This window comes from Pseudomonas sp. UTLPPB19802 (assembly GCF_059730225.1).
In genome coordinates, this window is sequence record NZ_AP048545.1 from 1,761,828 (window position 1) to 1,778,778 (window position 16,951).

Annotated in this window: 18 protein-coding genes; 14 read left to right on the plus strand and 4 right to left on the minus strand. The window is 62.9% G+C overall.

Annotated elements, in window-relative coordinates; genetic code table 11:
* Nucleotides 1-12: 12 nt before the first annotated feature.
* Nucleotides 13-1,731: a C13 family peptidase gene (locus tag AC6I6U_RS07985; protein WP_497881434.1), complete on the minus strand. Its 1,719-nt coding sequence runs from the start codon at nucleotides 1,729-1,731 to the stop codon at nucleotides 13-15.
* Nucleotides 1,732-1,842: 111 nt separating this feature from the next.
* Nucleotides 1,843-2,298, minus strand: a complete 456-nt coding sequence (locus tag AC6I6U_RS07990; protein ID WP_497881435.1) for a MaoC family dehydratase — start codon at nucleotides 2,296-2,298, stop codon at nucleotides 1,843-1,845.
* 175 nt (nucleotides 2,299-2,473) lie between these two features.
* Between AC6I6U_RS07990 and AC6I6U_RS07995 the strand changes: the two genes are divergently transcribed.
* The 3 genes from AC6I6U_RS07995 to AC6I6U_RS08005 are packed head-to-tail and all read left to right on the plus strand — an operon-like array spanning nucleotide 2,474 to nucleotide 4,151.
* On the plus strand, nucleotides 2,474-2,836 hold the full coding sequence (locus AC6I6U_RS07995) for a CidA/LrgA family protein (protein WP_497881436.1): 363 nt from the start codon (nucleotides 2,474-2,476) through the stop codon (nucleotides 2,834-2,836).
* A gap of 2 nt (nucleotides 2,837-2,838) precedes the next feature.
* Entirely contained in the window at nucleotides 2,839-3,549 is a 711-nt protein-coding gene (locus AC6I6U_RS08000; RefSeq protein ID WP_497883001.1) for an LrgB family protein, read from the plus strand.
* Nucleotides 3,550-3,560: 11 nt separating this feature from the next.
* Complete coding sequence (locus tag AC6I6U_RS08005) at nucleotides 3,561-4,151, plus strand: LON peptidase substrate-binding domain-containing protein (RefSeq protein ID WP_497881437.1); 591 nt, start codon at nucleotides 3,561-3,563, stop codon at nucleotides 4,149-4,151.
* Here AC6I6U_RS08005 and AC6I6U_RS08010 read toward each other — a convergent pair.
* Nucleotides 4,148-5,464, minus strand: a complete 1,317-nt coding sequence (locus AC6I6U_RS08010) for a bifunctional DedA family/phosphatase PAP2 family protein (protein ID WP_497881438.1) — start codon at nucleotides 5,462-5,464, stop codon at nucleotides 4,148-4,150. The two genes, AC6I6U_RS08005 and AC6I6U_RS08010, sit on opposite strands and share 4 nt — an antisense overlap.
* A gap of 15 nt (nucleotides 5,465-5,479) precedes the next feature.
* Nucleotides 5,480-6,166 (minus strand): DNA-3-methyladenine glycosylase, encoded by a 687-nt coding sequence (locus AC6I6U_RS08015; protein WP_497883002.1) that lies wholly within the window; start codon nucleotides 6,164-6,166, stop codon nucleotides 5,480-5,482.
* 178 nt (nucleotides 6,167-6,344) lie between these two features.
* Here AC6I6U_RS08015 and AC6I6U_RS08020 point away from each other — a divergent pair, with 178 nt between their 5' ends.
* The 11 genes from AC6I6U_RS08020 to lipB all read left to right on the plus strand — a co-directional run bounded on the left by AC6I6U_RS08020 (nucleotide 6,345) and on the right by lipB (nucleotide 16,950).
* Nucleotides 6,345-7,616, plus strand: coding sequence for a glutamate-5-semialdehyde dehydrogenase (locus AC6I6U_RS08020; protein WP_497881439.1), 1,272 nt, complete (start codon nucleotides 6,345-6,347; stop codon nucleotides 7,614-7,616).
* Between the two features lie 28 nt (nucleotides 7,617-7,644).
* Nucleotides 7,645-8,307 (plus strand): nicotinate-nucleotide adenylyltransferase, encoded by a 663-nt coding sequence (nadD, locus tag AC6I6U_RS08025; protein WP_497883003.1) that lies wholly within the window; start codon nucleotides 7,645-7,647, stop codon nucleotides 8,305-8,307.
* A 69-nt stretch (nucleotides 8,308-8,376) separates the two neighbouring features.
* Complete coding sequence (gene rsfS, locus AC6I6U_RS08030; RefSeq protein ID WP_497881440.1) at nucleotides 8,377-8,871, plus strand: ribosome silencing factor; 495 nt, start codon at nucleotides 8,377-8,379, stop codon at nucleotides 8,869-8,871.
* A 9-nt stretch (nucleotides 8,872-8,880) separates the two neighbouring features.
* Nucleotides 8,881-9,348 (plus strand): 23S rRNA (pseudouridine(1915)-N(3))-methyltransferase RlmH, encoded by a 468-nt coding sequence (gene rlmH, locus AC6I6U_RS08035; RefSeq protein ID WP_497881441.1) that lies wholly within the window; start codon nucleotides 8,881-8,883, stop codon nucleotides 9,346-9,348.
* Nucleotides 9,349-9,357: 9 nt separating this feature from the next.
* Nucleotides 9,358-11,244, plus strand: a complete 1,887-nt coding sequence (gene mrdA, locus AC6I6U_RS08040; protein ID WP_497881442.1) for a penicillin-binding protein 2 — start codon at nucleotides 9,358-9,360, stop codon at nucleotides 11,242-11,244.
* A gap of 38 nt (nucleotides 11,245-11,282) precedes the next feature.
* A complete protein-coding gene (rodA, locus tag AC6I6U_RS08045) occupies nucleotides 11,283-12,386 on the plus strand; it encodes a rod shape-determining protein RodA (protein WP_010446724.1) in 1,104 nt (367 codons plus the stop codon).
* A gap of 17 nt (nucleotides 12,387-12,403) precedes the next feature.
* A complete protein-coding gene (mltB, locus tag AC6I6U_RS08050) occupies nucleotides 12,404-13,414 on the plus strand; it encodes a lytic murein transglycosylase B (protein WP_497881443.1) in 1,011 nt (336 codons plus the stop codon).
* Nucleotides 13,414-14,433 carry a septal ring lytic transglycosylase RlpA family protein gene (locus tag AC6I6U_RS08055; RefSeq protein WP_497881444.1) on the plus strand — a complete coding sequence of 340 codons (1,020 nt, stop codon included), beginning with the start codon at nucleotides 13,414-13,416 and terminating at the stop codon, nucleotides 14,431-14,433. Before mltB ends, AC6I6U_RS08055 begins: the two co-directional genes overlap by 1 nt.
* Nucleotides 14,434-14,751: 318 nt before the next feature.
* The gene (locus AC6I6U_RS08060) at nucleotides 14,752-15,915 is read left to right on the plus strand and encodes a D-alanyl-D-alanine carboxypeptidase family protein (protein WP_497881445.1); all 1,164 of its coding nucleotides are present in this window, start codon (nucleotides 14,752-14,754) and stop codon (nucleotides 15,913-15,915) included.
* Nucleotides 15,916-16,024: 109 nt separating this feature from the next.
* Entirely contained in the window at nucleotides 16,025-16,300 is a 276-nt protein-coding gene (locus tag AC6I6U_RS08065) for a DUF493 domain-containing protein (protein WP_017903133.1), read from the plus strand.
* Nucleotides 16,300-16,950, plus strand: coding sequence for a lipoyl(octanoyl) transferase LipB (lipB, locus tag AC6I6U_RS08070; protein ID WP_497881446.1), 651 nt, complete (start codon nucleotides 16,300-16,302; stop codon nucleotides 16,948-16,950). Before AC6I6U_RS08065 ends, lipB begins: the two co-directional genes overlap by 1 nt.
* Nucleotide 16,951: the final 1 nt, after the last annotated feature.

Consider the following 16,951-nt stretch of genomic DNA (forward strand, 5'->3'; position numbering starts at 1 on the left):
ATACGAAACAGCTTAGTTGCTCTTGGCTTCCTTGCTGTCCAGTGAAGCGCTTTGCAAGGCTTTTCTTGCCTGTTGCTTGCGTAGTTGCTGCCAGTGGGCCAGCACTCCCTTGGGTGCCCATATTTGCGGTTCCGACGCTTCGAAATTGTCTGCCTGTTCGCGCTCGGCGACATGCGCCCTGGCCAGGTTGAAGGCCTGTTGCAGGTCGTCGGTCTGGTTCAGCGCCTGGGCGAACAGCGCGTCGCCGAAGTAGGTGAAGTCCGCTTCCTCGGAACAGCCGAAGGACACCCGGTCGGCCCGCGAGGCGGTCATGATCAGGGTTTTTTCGTCCTTGAGGGCCGGGATGAAACCGCCCGAATAACAGGCCGAGATGACGATGACCTTGTCACGGTTCTTCAGCGGAGCCAGGGCCGAGGCCATTTCATCGGCTGGCAGGTCGGCCAGCTCCATGCGCGGCTGGTCCAGCACCAGTTCATGGGCGTGGGTCCCGTGGCTGGTCAGGTAGATGAAGACCAGATCTTCCGGGCCGCTGCGTTCTGCCAGGGCCTGGGCGGCTCGGTGCAGGCTTTCGCGGGTGGCCATCGGCCGGTCGATGAGGTGGTCGCGATGGTTCACCAGGCTGATCTGGCCGTAGGCGCCAAAGCGGGTGGCGAGCATCTGGCTGACGTAGTCGGCCTCGCGCATGAACACGCTTTGCTTGCCGTCGCCGGCCAGTACCAGGCTGTACAGCTCGATGGCCGGGGTGGAGGCGGGCACCGCGGCCAGGGCTTTTTCCAGCAACGGCCCCTGGGCCAGCAGGCCCTGTTCCAGTTGATCTGGCAGCAGCTTGCCGTCGGCATCGCGCACCCGCTGGCCGTTGGTCCAGATGCCGCTCTGCACACGGCCGTCGGCCAGGGTCAGGATGCCGCGGCCTTCATAGGTGTCACTGGCGAACTCGCCAATGTAGTGGCTGCCGTCGGCCAGGTTCAGGTGGCCGAAGCCGTTGAAGCGCCACTCGCTGAATTCGCCGCGGTAACGGCCGCCATCGACGCCGATCAACTCGCCCTTGCCATTGAGCACGCCGTCCTTGAACTCGCCGATCCAGACATCGCCGTCGGCGTTTTCATAGCGGCCCTTGCCGCTCAACTGGTTGTGCTTGAAACCGCCGGCGTACTGGTCGCCCTCGGCACTGTTGAAGGTACCCGGGCCCTCCAGTTGGCCGTTGAGGAAGCGTCCGGTGAACTGGTTGCCGCTGGAGTCGCTACGCTGGCCTTCGCCGTTGGGTTTGCCGTGGGCGAATTCGCCCTGGTATTGGCTGCCGTCTTCCAGTTCGAGGTGGCCAAGGCCGGAATACTGGTCGTCCCTGAATTCGCCGCGATAGGTCATGCCGGCTTCTTTCAGGGTGCCTTCGCCGTCGCGCCGGCCCAGCTTGAAACCGCCGGTGTAGCTGCTGTCGTGGAGGGTCAGGGTGCCCTGGCCATGGAACAGGCCCTGTTGGAACTGGCCTTTGTAGACCTCGCCGTTGCTGCCGTGCCACTCGCCGTCGCCATGCCACTGGCCATTGACGAACTGGCCGGCATACCAGCTGCCACTCGGGTAGTCGATGCGCCCCTGGCCTTGCAGCAGGCCATTGACCACTTCTCCCCGGTAGCGACCGCCGTCCGGCAGACGGGCGTCTGGCGGCAGTAGCGATTCACCATCACCGCACGCGGTGAGCAGCAGGGTCAGGGCAAGGGGTGCAAATGGGCGCATGACGGGATCCGGGCAATTAGGGGACCGAGTATGCCGAAGCATTGTGTCGTGTCCAGAGGTAAAGCACGAAACAGCACCGTCGCCGCTTCGTGCTGCAGCCCGGATAAGGTGTCAGACGAAGCAGAGCGACAAGGGTTCAGCGATATAGGCTGGTTTTTCCTGGCCGTCGATCTCCAGCGTGGCGGTTGCCTTGAGCAGCCACTGGCCGGGTTTTTTCTCGGTGGCGCTGACCAGGTCGACCTTGAGCCGTACCCGTGAGTCGACCTTGACCGGCTGGATGAAACGCACGCTGTCCAGGCCATAGTTGACGACCATTTTCAGGCCTTCAGGCAGGATCAGGATGTCTTCCATCAGCTTGGGGATCAACGACAGCGAGAGGAAACCGTGGGCGATGGTGCTGCCAAAAGGCGTTTGCGCGGCCTTGACCGGGTCGACGTGGATGAACTGATAATCGCCGGTGGCTTCCGCGAACAGGTTGATGCGCTCCTGGTCGATGGTGAACCATTCGGAACGTCCCAGTTCCTTGCCGACATAGTCATTGAGTTGCGCTACGGGTACATAGGGCATTGAGCCTCTCCTTGGTCTTTCGAGTTCTATCAGGCCTTGGGCGGTAGGGTGCCTAGCCCTTGGCATCCACTGTAGATCATCACGGCACATGTGCCCGGTCAAGCGACCATGGCTTTGGCGAATGCCGGCGTATCGGCATGCTTATAATGGGGTGCCTTATCGAGGGGGAATACGGATGTTGCTACGTGGCCTGACCTGGCTGGTGCTGTTTCAATTGCTTGGCACGGCCATCAATCATTTGTGTGTACCGGTGTTGCCGGGGCCGATTATCGGCCTGCTGCTGTTGCTGGCCTTCCTGCTGATTCGGGGTGAGGTCGGGGCGCCCCTGAACGAGGCCGCCTCCAGTCTGTTGCGCTATCTGCCATTGCTGCTGGTGCCGCCGGCCGTGGGGGTGATGGTCTATGCCAGCGATATCGCGGCGGACTTCTGGGCGATTGCCGGCTCGCTGGTGCTGTCGGTGCTGATTTCCATGGCGCTGGTCGGGGTGCTGATGAACTGGCTGATACGCCGCAAGGATCGACGCGAGGGCGAACAATGACAATGGACTGGCACGGTGCGTGGGCGGCGGTGATTCACCATCCGCTGTTCGGTATCGGCATTACCCTGGGCGCCTATCAACTGGTGCTGGCGGGGTTCGAGAAAACCCGCTGGATCTTCCTGCAACCGGTACTGGCGTCGATGGCGCTGGTGGTCGGCGTTCTACTGCTGTGCGGACTGGACTATGCCGAATACCGCAAAAGCACTGAAATTCTCGGCATCCTGCTCGGCCCGGCGACGGTGGCCCTGGCGGTACCCTTGTATCTCAACCTGCGGCGGATCCGGCAATTGTTCTGGCCGATCTTTACTACGCTGGTGATAGGCGGCGTGATCGCCACCGGCTTGTGTGTCCTGCTGGGTTGGTGGTTCGGTGCCGAACAGCGGATGCTGATGACCATGGCACCGAAATCGGTGACATCGCCCATCGCCATGCTGGTAGCCGAGCAGATCGGTGGCGTGGCAGCCTTGGCGGCGGTTTTCGTGCTGATCACTGGCGTGATCGGTGCAATTGTCGGCCCGCCCCTGCTGACGCGCCTGGGTGTACACCGGCCCGAAGCCCGCGGCATGGCCCTGGGCATGACCGCCCATGCGGTGGGTACCTCGGTGGCCCTGCAGGAAAGCGATGAATGTGGTGCCTTCGCGGCGCTGGCGATGAGTTTGATGGGCGTGAGCACTGCGGTGCTGTTGCCCCTGATCGTGACCTGGATGGTTTAAGGAAACCTTGTATGAGCCTGGCGCTGTTCCCCCTGAACACCGTGCTGTTTCCCGGCTGCACCCTCGACCTGCAGATTTTCGAGGCGCGTTACCTGGACATGATCAGCCGCTGCATGAAACAAGACAGCGGCTTTGGCGTGGTGTGCATCCTTGACGGCGAAGAGGTCGGTCAGGCGCCGCAGGGCTTCGCCCGGATCGGCTGCGAGGCGCGGATTCGCGACTTCCAGCAGCAGGACAATGGCCTGTTGGGGATTCGGGTCGAAGGTGGCCGACGCTTTCGGGTACTCGACAGTGAGTTGCAGAAGGATCAGTTGACCGTCGCTGACGTCGAGTGGCTGGACGAGACTCCCGAGCAGCCGTTGCAGGATGAGGACGAGGACCTGGTCGCATTGCTCAAGGCGCTGGCCGAACACCCGATGGTCGCGGCGCTGAACATGGGCACCGAGGCCTACGGGCAGCAATCATTGGCGAACCAGTTGGCGTACCTGCTGCCGTTTTCCGACCTGGACAAGATCGACCTGCTCGAACTTGACGACCCGCAGCAGCGCCTGGATGCGATCCAGGAACTGCTGGACGAGTTGCAGGGAGAATTGTTCGCCTAATAGGCATACCGCAGCAATTGCTGGGGCAGGTGCCACAAAGTATGGGAACCGTACAGCGCCACGGCAGCCGGCAGGATCAGCCACCAGACCCGTGGCGCCATGGCCGTCAGTGGCATGTGGCGCTGGCTCAGGGTCAGGCTGGCAGCCAGCACGGCAATCGCCAGCAACGCCCCGGCGAGGATGTCCGTCGGCCAGTGGGCGCCCAGGTAAACCCGTGACAACGCCACCGCGAACGCCGGCAGGCAGCCGAGCAGCAGCCAGGTCACGCGCATTCTTGGTGGTTGCTCGCGGCCGGCCAGTACCGCCAGCATCAGGAAGAAGGCAAACGATCCCGAACTATGGCCGCTGGGCATGCTGTAGCTGGTGATCGGATCGGTCAGTACTTCCGGGCGCAAGCGGGCGAACAGGTGCTTGGTGAGCGTGTTGCCGATCGCGGTGCAGGCCAGGGTGGCACCGAAAAACAGTGCATGCCGCCATTGGCGGGCGAGCAGCAATAGCACCGTAAGCACTGCCGCGACAGTGAACTGGGTGCGGAAGTCGCCCAGGCGGGTGATGGTCACGGCGATCAGGTCGAAGGTGCTGTCGCGGTGTTCCTGGACCAGCGTCATCAAGCCCTGGTCGAAGGCTTGCAAGTGTGGGTAGCCGATAAACAGGCTGACCAGCAGGAACAGGCTCAGGGCCGAAATCAGCAGTGTGGCCCGCGGATGGCGCTTGATACTACAGTGGATGCACAGGCCGATCAGGGCCGCCAGGCCCGCCGCGACCACCGCGGTCTGCGGCCAGAATCCTTCGGGCAATGGCAGGCGGAACGCCGCGCCAGTGGCCCATCCCGGTAGCAGGTAGGCCACCGACCAGCCGGCGGCGGCAATCAGGCTGACGCCGATGAAGCGCAGCAGCGGCATGTCACACATGCCGGCAATCATCGGCAGCATTGGCCGGAGCGGGCCGATGAAACGTCCTACCAGCAGGCTGGCGATGCCGTAGCGCTGGAAGTAGGACTCGGCGCCGCTCATCCATTCCGGATGCTGGCGCAGGCCGGGCAAACGCCGGATGTTCTGGTGAAAACGCCGGCCAAGGGCGTAGGACAACCCGTCGCCGAGCAGGCCGCCGAGGAACCCCAGCAGCAGGGTTTCGCCCAAGGACAGGGCACCGCTGCCAGCCAGCACGGCTATTGCGAACAGCAGCACCGTGCCGGGAACGATGATGCCGGCGATGGCCAGGCATTCGACGCAGGCAACGATGAACACGGCCAGGCCGAGCCACTGCGGATTGGCTGTCAACCAGCCGGTGATGCTATCGAGCCATGGGCCCATGGGCGATTTCCTCGTTCAACGGAGCAGGTGGTAATCCCGACCTTCGACCTGTCCCCGGCGCAGCGGGTTGCGGGTACAGCAGATGGCATATTCGGCATCGACGAAGCGATACGGCAGGTGTTCGTCCCGACCGAGGGGAATACCCAGCCGGGTGGTCTGGATGATCGTTGCGGGCCGGTTGCCGACGTCTTCGACGTACAGCCGTTGCGGGTCGAAGCGCTTGGCGTCCCAGATCGGGACTTTCAGGCCCATCGCCTTGCACAGCAGGGTCTGGCCGGCACACAGCTTCTGTGCCGGACGCGGGCCGCCCTTGGCGTCGGGATTGTTCAACTGCATCTGGGCCAGGCTGGCCGGACCGGATAGCTCATCGGACCAGGGATAGGCGGATTTGATCAATACCGCGTTTCCCGGCCCGTGGGCGCTGAAGTTCAGTGAGTCGCCGCCGCGGGCGTAGTACATATAGATGTGTCCGCCATCCAGAAACAAAGCCTTACGTTTTTCTGTATAGCCGAGGGAGGCATGGCTGCCTTTTTCCTCGAAGTAATAGGCTTCGGTCTCTATGATGCGCACCGCAAGCCAGAGGTCGCCGACCCGGTGGCGTATGACTTTTCCCAGCAGCTCGCGGGCGAGCAGTTGCGCGTCGCGATCGAAAAAGCTGTCTGGCAGGGCGTTTGGCGCAGTGACAGGTGTCAGGTTGGGCATCGTCCTGATGGGCATCCAAGGCTGTTTGGAGGCCAATCATACCGATTTTGCCCTTAATCCAGGCTGAATGGCGGCTATTTGCGCGGCATTTCGACCATCCGCCCGGCACCGCTGTCCGTGAGGCGGCGTGAGAGCTATAATCGGCCGCTTTCTTCTTTGCCAAGACCTCCTCAAGACCATGACCGAGTCCGTTCCTGACTACATGACCCGCCTGGGCCGCGCAGCCCGCGAGGCTTCCCGCGTGATCGGCCGTGCCAGCACCGCGCAAAAGAATCGCGCGTTGCATGCCGCCGCCGCGGCGCTGGATGCTGCCCGCGACGAGTTGGTTGCCGCCAATGAGCTCGACCTGGCCGCCGCCCGCGCCAATGGTCTGGAGCCGGCGCTGGTCGAACGTCTGGAACTGACCCCGGCGCGCATAGACAGCATGATCGTCGGCCTGCGCCAGGTGGCGAGCCTGCCGGACCCGGTCGGGGCGATCCGCGACATGAGCTACCGGCCGTCGGGTATCCAGGTCGGCAAGATGCGCGTACCGCTGGGGGTCGTGGGTATCATCTACGAATCGCGGCCGAACGTGACCATCGATGCGGCCAGCCTGTGCCTGAAATCTGGCAACGCCACCATCCTGCGTGGCGGCTCCGAGGCGATCAACTCCAACCGTGCCATTGCCGCCTGCATCCAGCGCGGCCTGGACGAGGCCGGCCTGCCGGCTGCGGTGGTGCAGGTGGTGGAAGTCACCGACCGCGCGGCCGTCGGGGCGCTGATCAGCATGCCCGAGTACGTCGATGTGATCGTGCCCCGTGGCGGCAAGGGCCTGATCGAGCGCATCAGCCGCGACGCCCGGGTGCCGGTGATCAAGCACCTGGATGGCATCTGCCACGTCTATGTCAGCGCCCACGCCGACCTGGACAAGGCCCGGCGCATCGCCTTCAACGCCAAGACCTACCGCTACGGCATCTGCGGCGCCATGGAAACCCTGCTGGTGGACAAGGCCGTGGCCGAAGCCTTCCTGCCGGCCATGGCCGAGCAGTTCCGTGCCAAGGGCGTCGAACTGCGGGGCTGCGAGCGGACCCGGGCGATCATCGAGGCCGTGGCGGCGACCGAAGAGGACTGGAACACCGAGTACCTGGCGCCGATCCTGTCGATCCGCGTCGTCGACGGCCTGGACATGGCCGTCGAGCATATCAACGGCTACGGTTCCCACCACACCGACTCGATCGTCACCGAAGACCTGGCCGAGTCCCGGCGCTTCATGGCCGACGTCGACTCCAGTTCGGTGATGCTCAACACCCCGACCTGCTTCGCCGATGGTTTCGAGTACGGATTGGGTGCCGAGATCGGCATTTCCACTGATAAGCTGCACGCCCGCGGACCGGTCGGTCTGGAAGGCCTGACCTGCGAGAAGTACATCGTGGTCGGCGACGGGCAGTTGCGTGGTCAGGAGTCGCTCTGACTTGGTCGGCAAGCGCCAGTCAGCCGTCGTGCCCCCTCGCGAAGTTCCACCTCGGCGCATCGGTGTGCTCGGCGGAACCTTCGACCCGGTGCACATCGGCCATTTGCGCAGTGCCCTGGAAGTCGCGGAACTGATGGATCTCGATGAGCTGCGGCTGATGCCCAGCGCCCGGCCGCCTCATCGCGACACGCCACAGGTGTCGGCGCTCGACCGGCTGGCGATGGTCGACTGTGCGGTGGCCGGTATCGCGCCACTGGTGGTCGACGACCGGGAACTGCATCGGGACAAGCCGTCCTACACTATCGACACCCTGGAACTGATGCGGGCCGAGTTGGCCGCCGACGACCAGTTGTTTCTGTTGCTGGGCTGGGACGCATTCTGCGGCCTGCCCAACTGGCATCGCTGGGAGGAATTGCTCCTGCATTGCCATATCCTGGTGCTGCAACGCCCGGATGCCGACAGCGAGCCGCCGGATGCCTTGCGCAACCTGCTGGCCGCGCGGTCGGTCAGTGACCCGAAGGCCCTGCCGGGGCCTGGCGGGCATATTACATTCGTCTGGCAGACACCCCTCGCGGTGTCGGCCACCCAGATCCGTCAACTGCTGGCCAGCGGTAAGTCGGTACGTTTCCTGGTGCCTGACGCGGTCCTGGCCTACATCGATGCGCACGGTCTGTACCGTGCGTCGAACTGAAAAGGTGCACTTGAAGCACGAGCAGTCGTGTCTTGAAGCGCCCGAACATACGAGCAAAACGAGTTTTATATGACGAACAACGACGTAAACAAAGCAAAGCGCAAAGGCACCTTCAAAAGTGCTCCGCTGCCTGAGAAAGTGGCCAGCACTGAGCCTCTCAAGGGCGAAGAACTGGTCAAGATTGCCGTAGCTGCCCTGGAAGACGTCAAGGCCCAGGATGTCCTGGTGATCGACGTTCGCGAAAAGCAGAGCATCACCGACTTCATGATCATTGCCACCGGTACCTCCAACCGCCAGATCGGCGCGATGCTGGACAAGGTCCGCGAAGCGGTCAAGGCGCTGGGCGTCAAGCCGCTGGGCGAGGAAGGCCGGGGCGACAGCGACTGGGTTCTGTTGGACATGGACGACGTGATCGTCCACATGATGACCGCCAGCGCCCGTCAGTTCTATGACCTGGAGCGCCTGTGGCAGGGCGCCGAGCAGAGCCGTTCGGCCAGCGCCGCACACCACAGCCCGGAAAACAGCCATGAGTATTTCACCAAGCTCAACAAGGACATGGAATAAGGTTCGGCCGTGCGTCTGCGTCTGATTGCCGTCGGTTCCCGCATGCCCAAGTGGGTGGAAGAGGGTTGGCACGAATATGCCAAGCGTCTGCCATCCGAACTGGCGCTGGAGCTGGTTGAGATACCGCTCAATACCCGGGGCAAGAATGCCGATGTGGCCCGCTTCATCCGTCAGGAAGGCGAAGCCATGCTGGCCAAGGTCGGCCCCAGCGAGCGCATCGTCACGCTGGAGGTCCATGGCAAGCCGTGGAGCACCGAGCAGTTGGCGGTCGAGCTGGATCGCTGGCGCCTGGACTCGCGTACCGTCAACTTCATGGTCGGCGGCCCCGAGGGGCTGGCGCCGGAAGTCTGTGCGCGGGCCGACCAGCGCTGGTCGCTGTCGCCGCTGACGTTGCCGCACCCGCTGGTGCGGATCCTGATCGGTGAACAGCTGTATCGTGCCTGGACCGTGCTGTCCGGCCACCCCTACCACAAGTAAGCCTGCCGAATGACCCAGCCGATTCGCCTCAAGGACCACGAGAAAGACGCCCGCCTGGTGCGTAACCGTGTCGTGGTCGGCGCGGTGGTGGTCGTGCTGCTGATTTGCGTGCTGATCGCCCGCCTGTATTTCCTGCAGGTGATCCAGTACGACTATCACTCGACCCTGTCGGAGAACAACCGCGTCCACGTGCAGTCGATCCCGCCGCCCCGCGGCCTGATCTACGACCGCAATGGCGTGGTGGTCGCCGACAACCGGCCGAGTTTCAGCCTGAGCATGACCCGCGAGCGGGCCGGCAACTGGCAGGAAGTGCTGGATGTGATCGTCGAGGTGTTGCAACTGACGCCCGAGGATCGCGTGCTCTTCGAAAAACGCATGCGCCAGGGGCGCCGGCCGTTCGAGCCGGTACCTATCCTGTTCGAACTCACCGAAGAGCAGATCGCCCGGGTTGCCGTGAATCAGTTCCGCCTGCCGGGCGTCGAGGTGGTCGCCCAGTTGGTGCGCCATTATCCACAGGGGGCGCACTTCGCCCATTCGGTGGGCTACATGGGACGGATCAACGAGAAGGAGGCCAAGGTCCTCGACTCGGTGAACTACAGCGGCACCCACCACATCGGCAAGACCGGCATCGAGCGCTTCTATGAAGCCGAGCTGCATGGCCAGGTCGGCTACGAAGAAGTCGAGACCAACGCCCGCGGGCGTATCCTGCGGGTGCTCAAGCGCACCGATCCGGTACCGGGCAAGGACATCGTCCTGAGCCTGGACATCAAGCTGCAGGAGGCCGCCGAGGAAGCCCTGGGTGGTCGTCGTGGCGCGGTGGTGGCGCTTGATCCGAGCACTGGCGAGGTGCTGGCGATGGTCAGCCAGCCGAGCTTCGACCCCAACCTGTTCGTCACCGGCATCAGCTTCAAGGCCTACGCCGAACTGCGTGACTCGATCGACCGGCCGTTGTTCAACCGGGTCTTGCGTGGCCTCTATCCGCCAGGCTCGACCATCAAGCCGGCGGTGGCGATCGCCGGGCTGGACAGCGGCGTGGTCAATGCCTCGACGCGGGTTTTCGACCCCGGCTACTACGAGTTGCCGAACTACGATCACAAGTATCGCAACTGGAATCGTACCGGTGACGGCTGGGTCGACCTCGACACGGCGATCATGCGGTCCAACGACACCTACTTCTACGACCTGGCCCACAAGCTGGGCATCGACCGCCTGGCCAGCTACATGAACAAGTTCGGCCTGGGCCAGAAGGTCTCCCTGGACATGTTCGAGGAATCGCCGGGGCTGATGCCGTCGCGCGAGTGGAAGCGCGCCACCCGGCGCCAGGCATGGTTCCCGGGCGAAACCTTGATCCTCGGCATCGGCCAGGGCTACATGCAGGCGACACCGCTGCAACTGGCCCAGGCCACGGCGCTGGTGGCGAACAAGGGCGTATGGAATCGGCCGCACCTGGCGAAGACCATCGAAGGCCAGCGACCCAAGGATGAAGACCCGATGCCGGATATCGTCCTGCGCAATCCGTCGGACTGGGACAAGGTCAACCACGGCATGCAACAGGTGATGCATGGTGCCCGCGGTACCGCGCGCAAGGCTTCCATCGGCGCGCAGTACCTGATCGCCGGCAAGAGTGGCACGGCCCAGGTCGTGGCGATCAAGCAGGGCGAAAAATACGACCGCTCGAAGGTCCTGGAGCGTCATCGCGACCACGCCCTGTTCGTCGGTTTTGCCCCGGCCAACAACCCGAAGATTGTCGTGGCGGTGATGGTCGAGAACGGCGAGTCCGGCTCCGGCGTCGCGGCGCCGGTGGTCCGCCAGGTGATGGATGCCTGGCTGCTGGGCCCGGATGGCCGGATCAAGCCTGAATATGCGGGCACTACTACAGCGGAGGCTACGCCTTGATCGCCAATTTCGATCGCATCCTCTCCAGCGAGGATGTGATGCGCCGCCGGGCCACGTTGCTGCAGCGCATGCACATCGACGGCCCGTTGCTGGTCCTGCTGCTGACTCTGGCGGCCGGCAGCCTGTTCGTTCTTTATTCGGCCAGCGGCAAAAGCTGGGACCTGCTGATCAAGCAGGCGACCTCCTTTGGTATCGGTCTGGTGTCGATGATTGTCATTGCCCAGTTCGAGCCTCGGTTCATGGCCCGCTGGGTGCCGCTGGCGTATGTGCTGGGGGTGATGCTGCTGGTGGTGGTGGACGTCATGGGCCACAACGCCATGGGCGCCACGCGCTGGATCAACATTCCCGGGGTGATCCGCTTCCAGCCGTCGGAATTCATGAAGATCCTCATGCCGGCGACCATCGCCTGGTACCTGTCCAAGCGCACCCTGCCGCCGCAGCTCAAGCATGTGGGCATCAGCCTGATGCTGATTGGCGTGCCGTTCATCCTGATCGTGCGCCAGCCCGACCTCGGCACCTCGCTGCTGGTGCTGGCCGGCGGCGCGTTCGTGCTGTTCATGGGCGGCCTGCGCTGGCGCTGGATTCTCAGCGTGCTGGCCGCAGCCGTGCCGGTGGCGGTGGGCATGTGGTTCTTCATCATGCACGACTACCAGAAGCAGCGGATCCTGACTTTCCTCGACCCGGAAAGCGACCCGCTCGGCACCGGCTGGAACATCATCCAGTCCAAGGCGGCGATCGGTTCCGGCGGCGTGTTCGGCAAGGGCTGGCTGCTGGGAACCCAGTCGCACCTGGATTTCCTGCCGGAAAGCCACACCGACTTCATCATCGCGGTGATGGGCGAAGAGTTCGGCCTGGTGGGGATCTGCGTCCTGCTGCTGCTCTATCTCCTGCTTATCGGTCGTGGGCTGGTGATCACCGCCCAGGCCCAGACCCTTTTTGGCAAGCTGCTCGCGGGCAGCCTGACCATGACGTTCTTCGTCTATGTTTTCGTCAACATCGGCATGGTTAGTGGCCTGTTGCCAGTGGTGGGGGTGCCGTTGCCATTCATTAGCTACGGCGGAACTTCGTTGGTGACACTGCTGTCAGCGTTTGGGATTTTGATGTCGATCCATACCCACCGTAAGTGGATCGCTCAGGTTTGATTAAGGTGAAGAGTTCAATGCAAGTAATGCGCGACTGGGCGGCTCGATGCGCTCCCTGGATGGGCCTTGTCGGCTGCCTGGGGGCTGCGCCGAGTGCGCTGGCCGGTGATTACGAAGGCTCGCCGCAGGTCGCCGAGTTCGTCGGTGAAATGACCCGCGACTATGGCTTCGCCGGTGAGCAACTGATGGAGGTATTCCGTCAGGTCGAACGCAAGCAGAGCATTCTCGATGCGATTTCCCGGCCGGCCGAGCGGGTCAAGCCGTGGAAGGAGTACCGTCCGATGTTCCTCACCGATGCCCGGGTGGCCCGTGGTGTCGACTTCTGGCGCCAGCATGAGGCGGCCCTGGCTCGCGCCGAGCAGGAATACGGCGTGCCGGCCCAGGTGATCGTCGCGATCATCGGCGTGGAAACCTTCTTTGGCCGCAATACCGGCAACTACCGGGTGATCGACGCCCTGTCGACCCTGGGCTTCGACTATCCGCCGCGTGCCGAATTCTTCCGCAAGGAACTGCGCGAGTTCCTGCTGCTGGCCCGTGAGGAGCAGCTCGACCCGCTCAGCCTCAAGGGCTCCTATGCGGGGGCGATGGGCCTGCCGCAGTTCATGCCGAGCAGTTTCCGCGCCTACGCGGTGGATTTCGACGGCACCGGCCACATCAACATCTGGACCAACGCCGATGATGCCATCGGTAGCGTTGCCAGCTATTTCAAGCGCCACGGCTGGGTGGCTGGGCAGCCGGTGGTCAGCCGTGCCGATGTGCGCGGCGACCAGGTCGACCAGGGTTTGAGCCCCGGCCTGGATCCGGTGAAGACCGTCGGGGAGTTGCGGGCGCTGGGCTGGTCGAGTCATGATGCGCTGCGCGATGACATGCCAGTGACGGCGTTCCGCCTGGAAGGCGACAATGGCCCTGAATACTGGATGGGCCTGAAGAATTTTTATGCGATCACGCGCTATAACCGCAGCGTAATGTACGCCATGGCCGTGCATCAGCTGTCTGACCTGTTGGTCCAAGCACGGGGCGTCAAGTAATGCAGGCTTTGCCGATTTCAAAACCACTGAAGCTGTTGGCCTACACCGCATTGGCAGTGTTGGTTGCCAGCTGCTCGACCAGCCGCTCGCCCTACCAGTCGTCGTCTTCCAGTGCGGTGCGTTCCAAGCCCGGCCTGGACATCAACCGGGCCCACAAGGACGGCGCGCCGTGGTGGGATGTCGATGTGTCGCGGATTCCCGACGCCACCCCGACCCTGCACTCGGGGCCCTACAAGGCCAACCCCTACACGGTGCTGGGCAAGACCTACTTCCCGCTGCAGGACTCGAAAACCTACGTTGCCCAGGGTACCGCGTCCTGGTACGGCACCAAGTTCCATGGGCAGAACACCGCCAATGGCGAGGTGTATGACCTGTACGGCATGAGTGCCGCGCATAAGACCCTGCCGCTGCCCAGTTACGTTCGCGTGACCAACCTGGACAACAACCGCAGCGTGATCCTGCGGGTCAACGACCGCGGGCCGTTCTACTCCGACCGAATCATCGACCTGTCCTATGCCGCCGCCAAGAAGCTCGGCTATGCCGAGATCGGCACGGCACGGGTCAAGGTCGAAGGCATCGATCCTCAGCAATGGTGGGCCCAGCGCGGTCGGCCGGCGCCGTTGATGCTTAACGAACCACAGGTGGCACAGGCCTCGACGCCAGCGCTGTCGGCCTCCACTGGCAGCATCGAGCAGTGGACGCCACCGCCGCAACAGCACGCCACCGACGTTGTTCCTGTACAGGCGCAGGTCGATGCAAAAAAAAACGGTGCGGTACCAGCCTCTGGCCAGTATCTCCAGGTGGGCGCCTTCGCGAACCCGGACGCTGCCGAACTGCTCAGGTCGAAGCTGAGCACGATGGTCAAGGCACCGGTGTTCGTCAGTTCGATCGTGCGCAACCAGCAGACACTGCATCGGGTGCGAATGGGGCCGATCGGCACGCCGGGTGAGGTCCAGCAGGTACAGAACAGTGTCCGTCTGGCCAATCTCGGCTCGCCAAGTCTGGTGACGTCGGAGTAACACAGGCAAAATGGCGGATTCGGCAGCCTTCCAAGGCTCTGCAAGAAATGTTTTCGAGTGAAGGTCAGGCAAGGCGAAAACCGGCGAGGAAGCGGCGTTTACTGGAGTAAATGAGCAACCAGCTGGTTTTCAATGCAACCTGGGCAAGCGCAGATACGTTTTGTACAGAGCCTGAAGCCGGGTCCTGGTTGTTGGTTCTTTTAATAATAAAAGCCTGGAAAGGGTGGTGGAGCGAGCAACCGAACACGGGGCAGCCCCTGGCTGTCTGATTAGTTTTGCCCGCAAGGGCAAGTTTCCATTAGCGATTTCGAGAGACGGATGAACATCACCACCTTTGCCAAACGTTTGTGCCTGCTTGTGCCGTTGATCATTGCGCCCGCCGCCTGGGCTGCCGATGACATGGCGTTGCCGGCTTCGCCGCAACTTGCCGCCAAGTCCTACGTGCTCATGGATGCCGCCAGCGGCAACGTGCTGGTCGAGAACAATGGCGACCAGCGCCTGCCACCGGCGAGCCTGACCAAGCTGATGACCGCCTACATCGCCACCCTGGAGATCCGTCGCGGCCAGATCGGCGAGAACGACCCTGTAACCATCAGCGAAAACGCCTGGCGTACCGGCGGTTCGCGGATGTTCGTCAAGGTCGGCTCGCAGGTCACCGTCAGCGACCTGCTGCACGGGATCATCATCCAGTCCGGCAACGACGCCAGCGTGGCGCTGTCCGAGCACATCGCCGGCAGCGAAGATGCCTTCGCCGACATCATGAACAAGACCGCTGGCGATCTTGGCATGAGCAACAGCCACTTCATGAACCCGACCGGCCTGCCGAACCCCGAGCACTACTCGTCGGCCCATGACATGGCGCTGCTGGCTCGCGCGATCATCCGCGTCGACCCGGTGCACTACGCCATCTACTCGCAGAAGGAATTCTTCTGGAACGGCATCAAGCAGCCTAACCGCAACCTGTTGCTGTGGCGTGACAAGACCGTCGATGGCCTGAAGACCGGCCACACCGAAGAGGCCGGCTACTGCATGGTGTCCTCGGCGGTGCGTGATGGCCAGCGCCTGATCGCAGTGGTATTCGGCACCAACAGCGAATCGGCCCGTGCGGCCGAGACCCAGAAGCTGTTGACCTACGGTTTCCGCTTCTTCGAAACCCAGACCTTCTACCAGAAGGGTACCGAGCTGGCCAAGGCTCCGGTCTGGAAGGGCACCACCCACGAAGTCAAGGCCGGCCTGGCCGAAGACCTGACCATGACCATGCCTAAAGGCCAGCTGAAAAAGCTCGCCGCCAGCATGACCATCAACCCGAAACTGGTCGCCCCGATCGCCAAGGGTGACGTGATCGGTAAAGTGGAAGTCAAACTGGATGACAAGGTGGTTCGCAGCACCGATCTGATCGCGCTGGACGCGGTCGAGGAAGGTGGTATCTTCCGTCGCCTGTGGGATAGCATCCGCATGTTCTTCTACGGCATGTTCAACTGACGCGTCGCCGACGCCAGTATTATCACCACGTAGTGTCGATTTGCGTGCCTCTCGCCTGACCCGGGCGAGGGGCATGTCCGTTGCCTGGGCTTACGAGGCCGTTATTGTCATGACAGACACTGAAGTAAAAGCTCCTAAAATCGAGTTCCCGGTTACCGACTATCCGGTCAAGGTGATCAGTGACACGGGTGTGGGCAACAAGGACAAGATTGTCGAGATCGTCCGCAAGCACGCAACGATCAACGACCAGCGAGTGGACGAACGCCAGAGCAGCAACGGCAAGTACACCACCATCCAGCTGCACATCGTGGCCACCGACCAGGACCAGTTGTACAACATCAACAGCGAGTTGCGGGCCACCGGCTTCGTACACATGGTGCTGTGATGGCTGGCATGTTGGGCTTTCGCGAGCTCGGCCAGACGCCTTACGAGCCGGTCTGGCATGCCATGCAGCGATTCACCGACGGACGCAAGTCCGAAGAATTTCCCGATGAAATCTGGTTGGTGCAGCACCCGCCGGTCTTCACCCAGGGCCAGGCCGGCAAGGCCGAGCACCTGCTGCTGCCGGGTGATATTCCGGTAGTGAAGGTCGATCGCGGCGGCCAAGTGACTTATCATGGACCTGGCCAACTGGTGGCCTATCTGTTGCTGGACGTTCGCCGCCTCGGTTTTGGCGTGCGCGAACTGGTCAGCCGGATGGAGCGCTGCCTGATCGACTTGCTTGCCGAGTATGGCGTGCAGGCCGAGGCCAAGGCCGACGCACCCGGGGTCTACGTGAATGGCGCGAAAATCGCCTCCCTGGGCCTGCGGATCCGCAACGGTTGTTCCTTCCATGGGCTGGCGTTGAACGTCGACATGGACCTGGCACCGTTCCGACGGATCAACCCCTGCGGTTATGCGGGGCTGGCGATGACCCAGCTGCGCGACCACGCAGGACCGATTGAATTTGCCGAGGTAAGTGCCCGGCTGCGTGCGCAGCTCGTCAAACACCTCGACTATGCTGAGCAGACGACCCTCACGGGCGGAATCGATTGAT

What these genes read in the sequence shown, in the direction of transcription:
- mltB (WP_497881443.1), top strand. Translation starts at nt 12,404, where the DNA reads ATGCAAGTAATGCGCGACTGGGCGGCTCGATGCGCTCCCTGGATGGGC.
- AC6I6U_RS08065 (WP_017903133.1), top strand. Translation starts at nt 16,025, where the DNA reads ATGACAGACACTGAAGTAAAAGCTCCTAAAATCGAGTTCCCGGTTACC.
- mrdA (WP_497881442.1), top strand. Translation starts at nt 9,358, where the DNA reads ATGACCCAGCCGATTCGCCTCAAGGACCACGAGAAAGACGCCCGCCTG.
- AC6I6U_RS08020 (WP_497881439.1), top strand. Translation starts at nt 6,345, where the DNA reads ATGACCGAGTCCGTTCCTGACTACATGACCCGCCTGGGCCGCGCAGCC.
- AC6I6U_RS08000 (WP_497883001.1), top strand. Translation starts at nt 2,839, where the DNA reads ATGGACTGGCACGGTGCGTGGGCGGCGGTGATTCACCATCCGCTGTTC.
- rodA (WP_010446724.1), top strand. Translation starts at nt 11,283, where the DNA reads ATGCGCCGCCGGGCCACGTTGCTGCAGCGCATGCACATCGACGGCCCG.
- AC6I6U_RS08060 (WP_497881445.1), top strand. Translation starts at nt 14,752, where the DNA reads ATGAACATCACCACCTTTGCCAAACGTTTGTGCCTGCTTGTGCCGTTG.
- AC6I6U_RS08005 (WP_497881437.1), top strand. Translation starts at nt 3,561, where the DNA reads ATGAGCCTGGCGCTGTTCCCCCTGAACACCGTGCTGTTTCCCGGCTGC.
- AC6I6U_RS07995 (WP_497881436.1), top strand. Translation starts at nt 2,474, where the DNA reads ATGTTGCTACGTGGCCTGACCTGGCTGGTGCTGTTTCAATTGCTTGGC.
- AC6I6U_RS08015 (WP_497883002.1), bottom strand. Translation starts at nt 6,166, where the DNA reads ATGCCCAACCTGACACCTGTCACTGCGCCAAACGCCCTGCCAGACAGC.
- AC6I6U_RS08010 (WP_497881438.1), bottom strand. Translation starts at nt 5,464, where the DNA reads ATGGGCCCATGGCTCGATAGCATCACCGGCTGGTTGACAGCCAATCCG.
- AC6I6U_RS08055 (WP_497881444.1), top strand. Translation starts at nt 13,414, where the DNA reads ATGCAGGCTTTGCCGATTTCAAAACCACTGAAGCTGTTGGCCTACACC.
- rsfS (WP_497881440.1), top strand. Translation starts at nt 8,377, where the DNA reads ATGACGAACAACGACGTAAACAAAGCAAAGCGCAAAGGCACCTTCAAA.
- AC6I6U_RS07990 (WP_497881435.1), bottom strand. Translation starts at nt 2,298, where the DNA reads ATGCCCTATGTACCCGTAGCGCAACTCAATGACTATGTCGGCAAGGAA.
- lipB (WP_497881446.1), top strand. Translation starts at nt 16,300, where the DNA reads ATGGCTGGCATGTTGGGCTTTCGCGAGCTCGGCCAGACGCCTTACGAG.
- AC6I6U_RS07985 (WP_497881434.1), bottom strand. Translation starts at nt 1,731, where the DNA reads ATGCGCCCATTTGCACCCCTTGCCCTGACCCTGCTGCTCACCGCGTGC.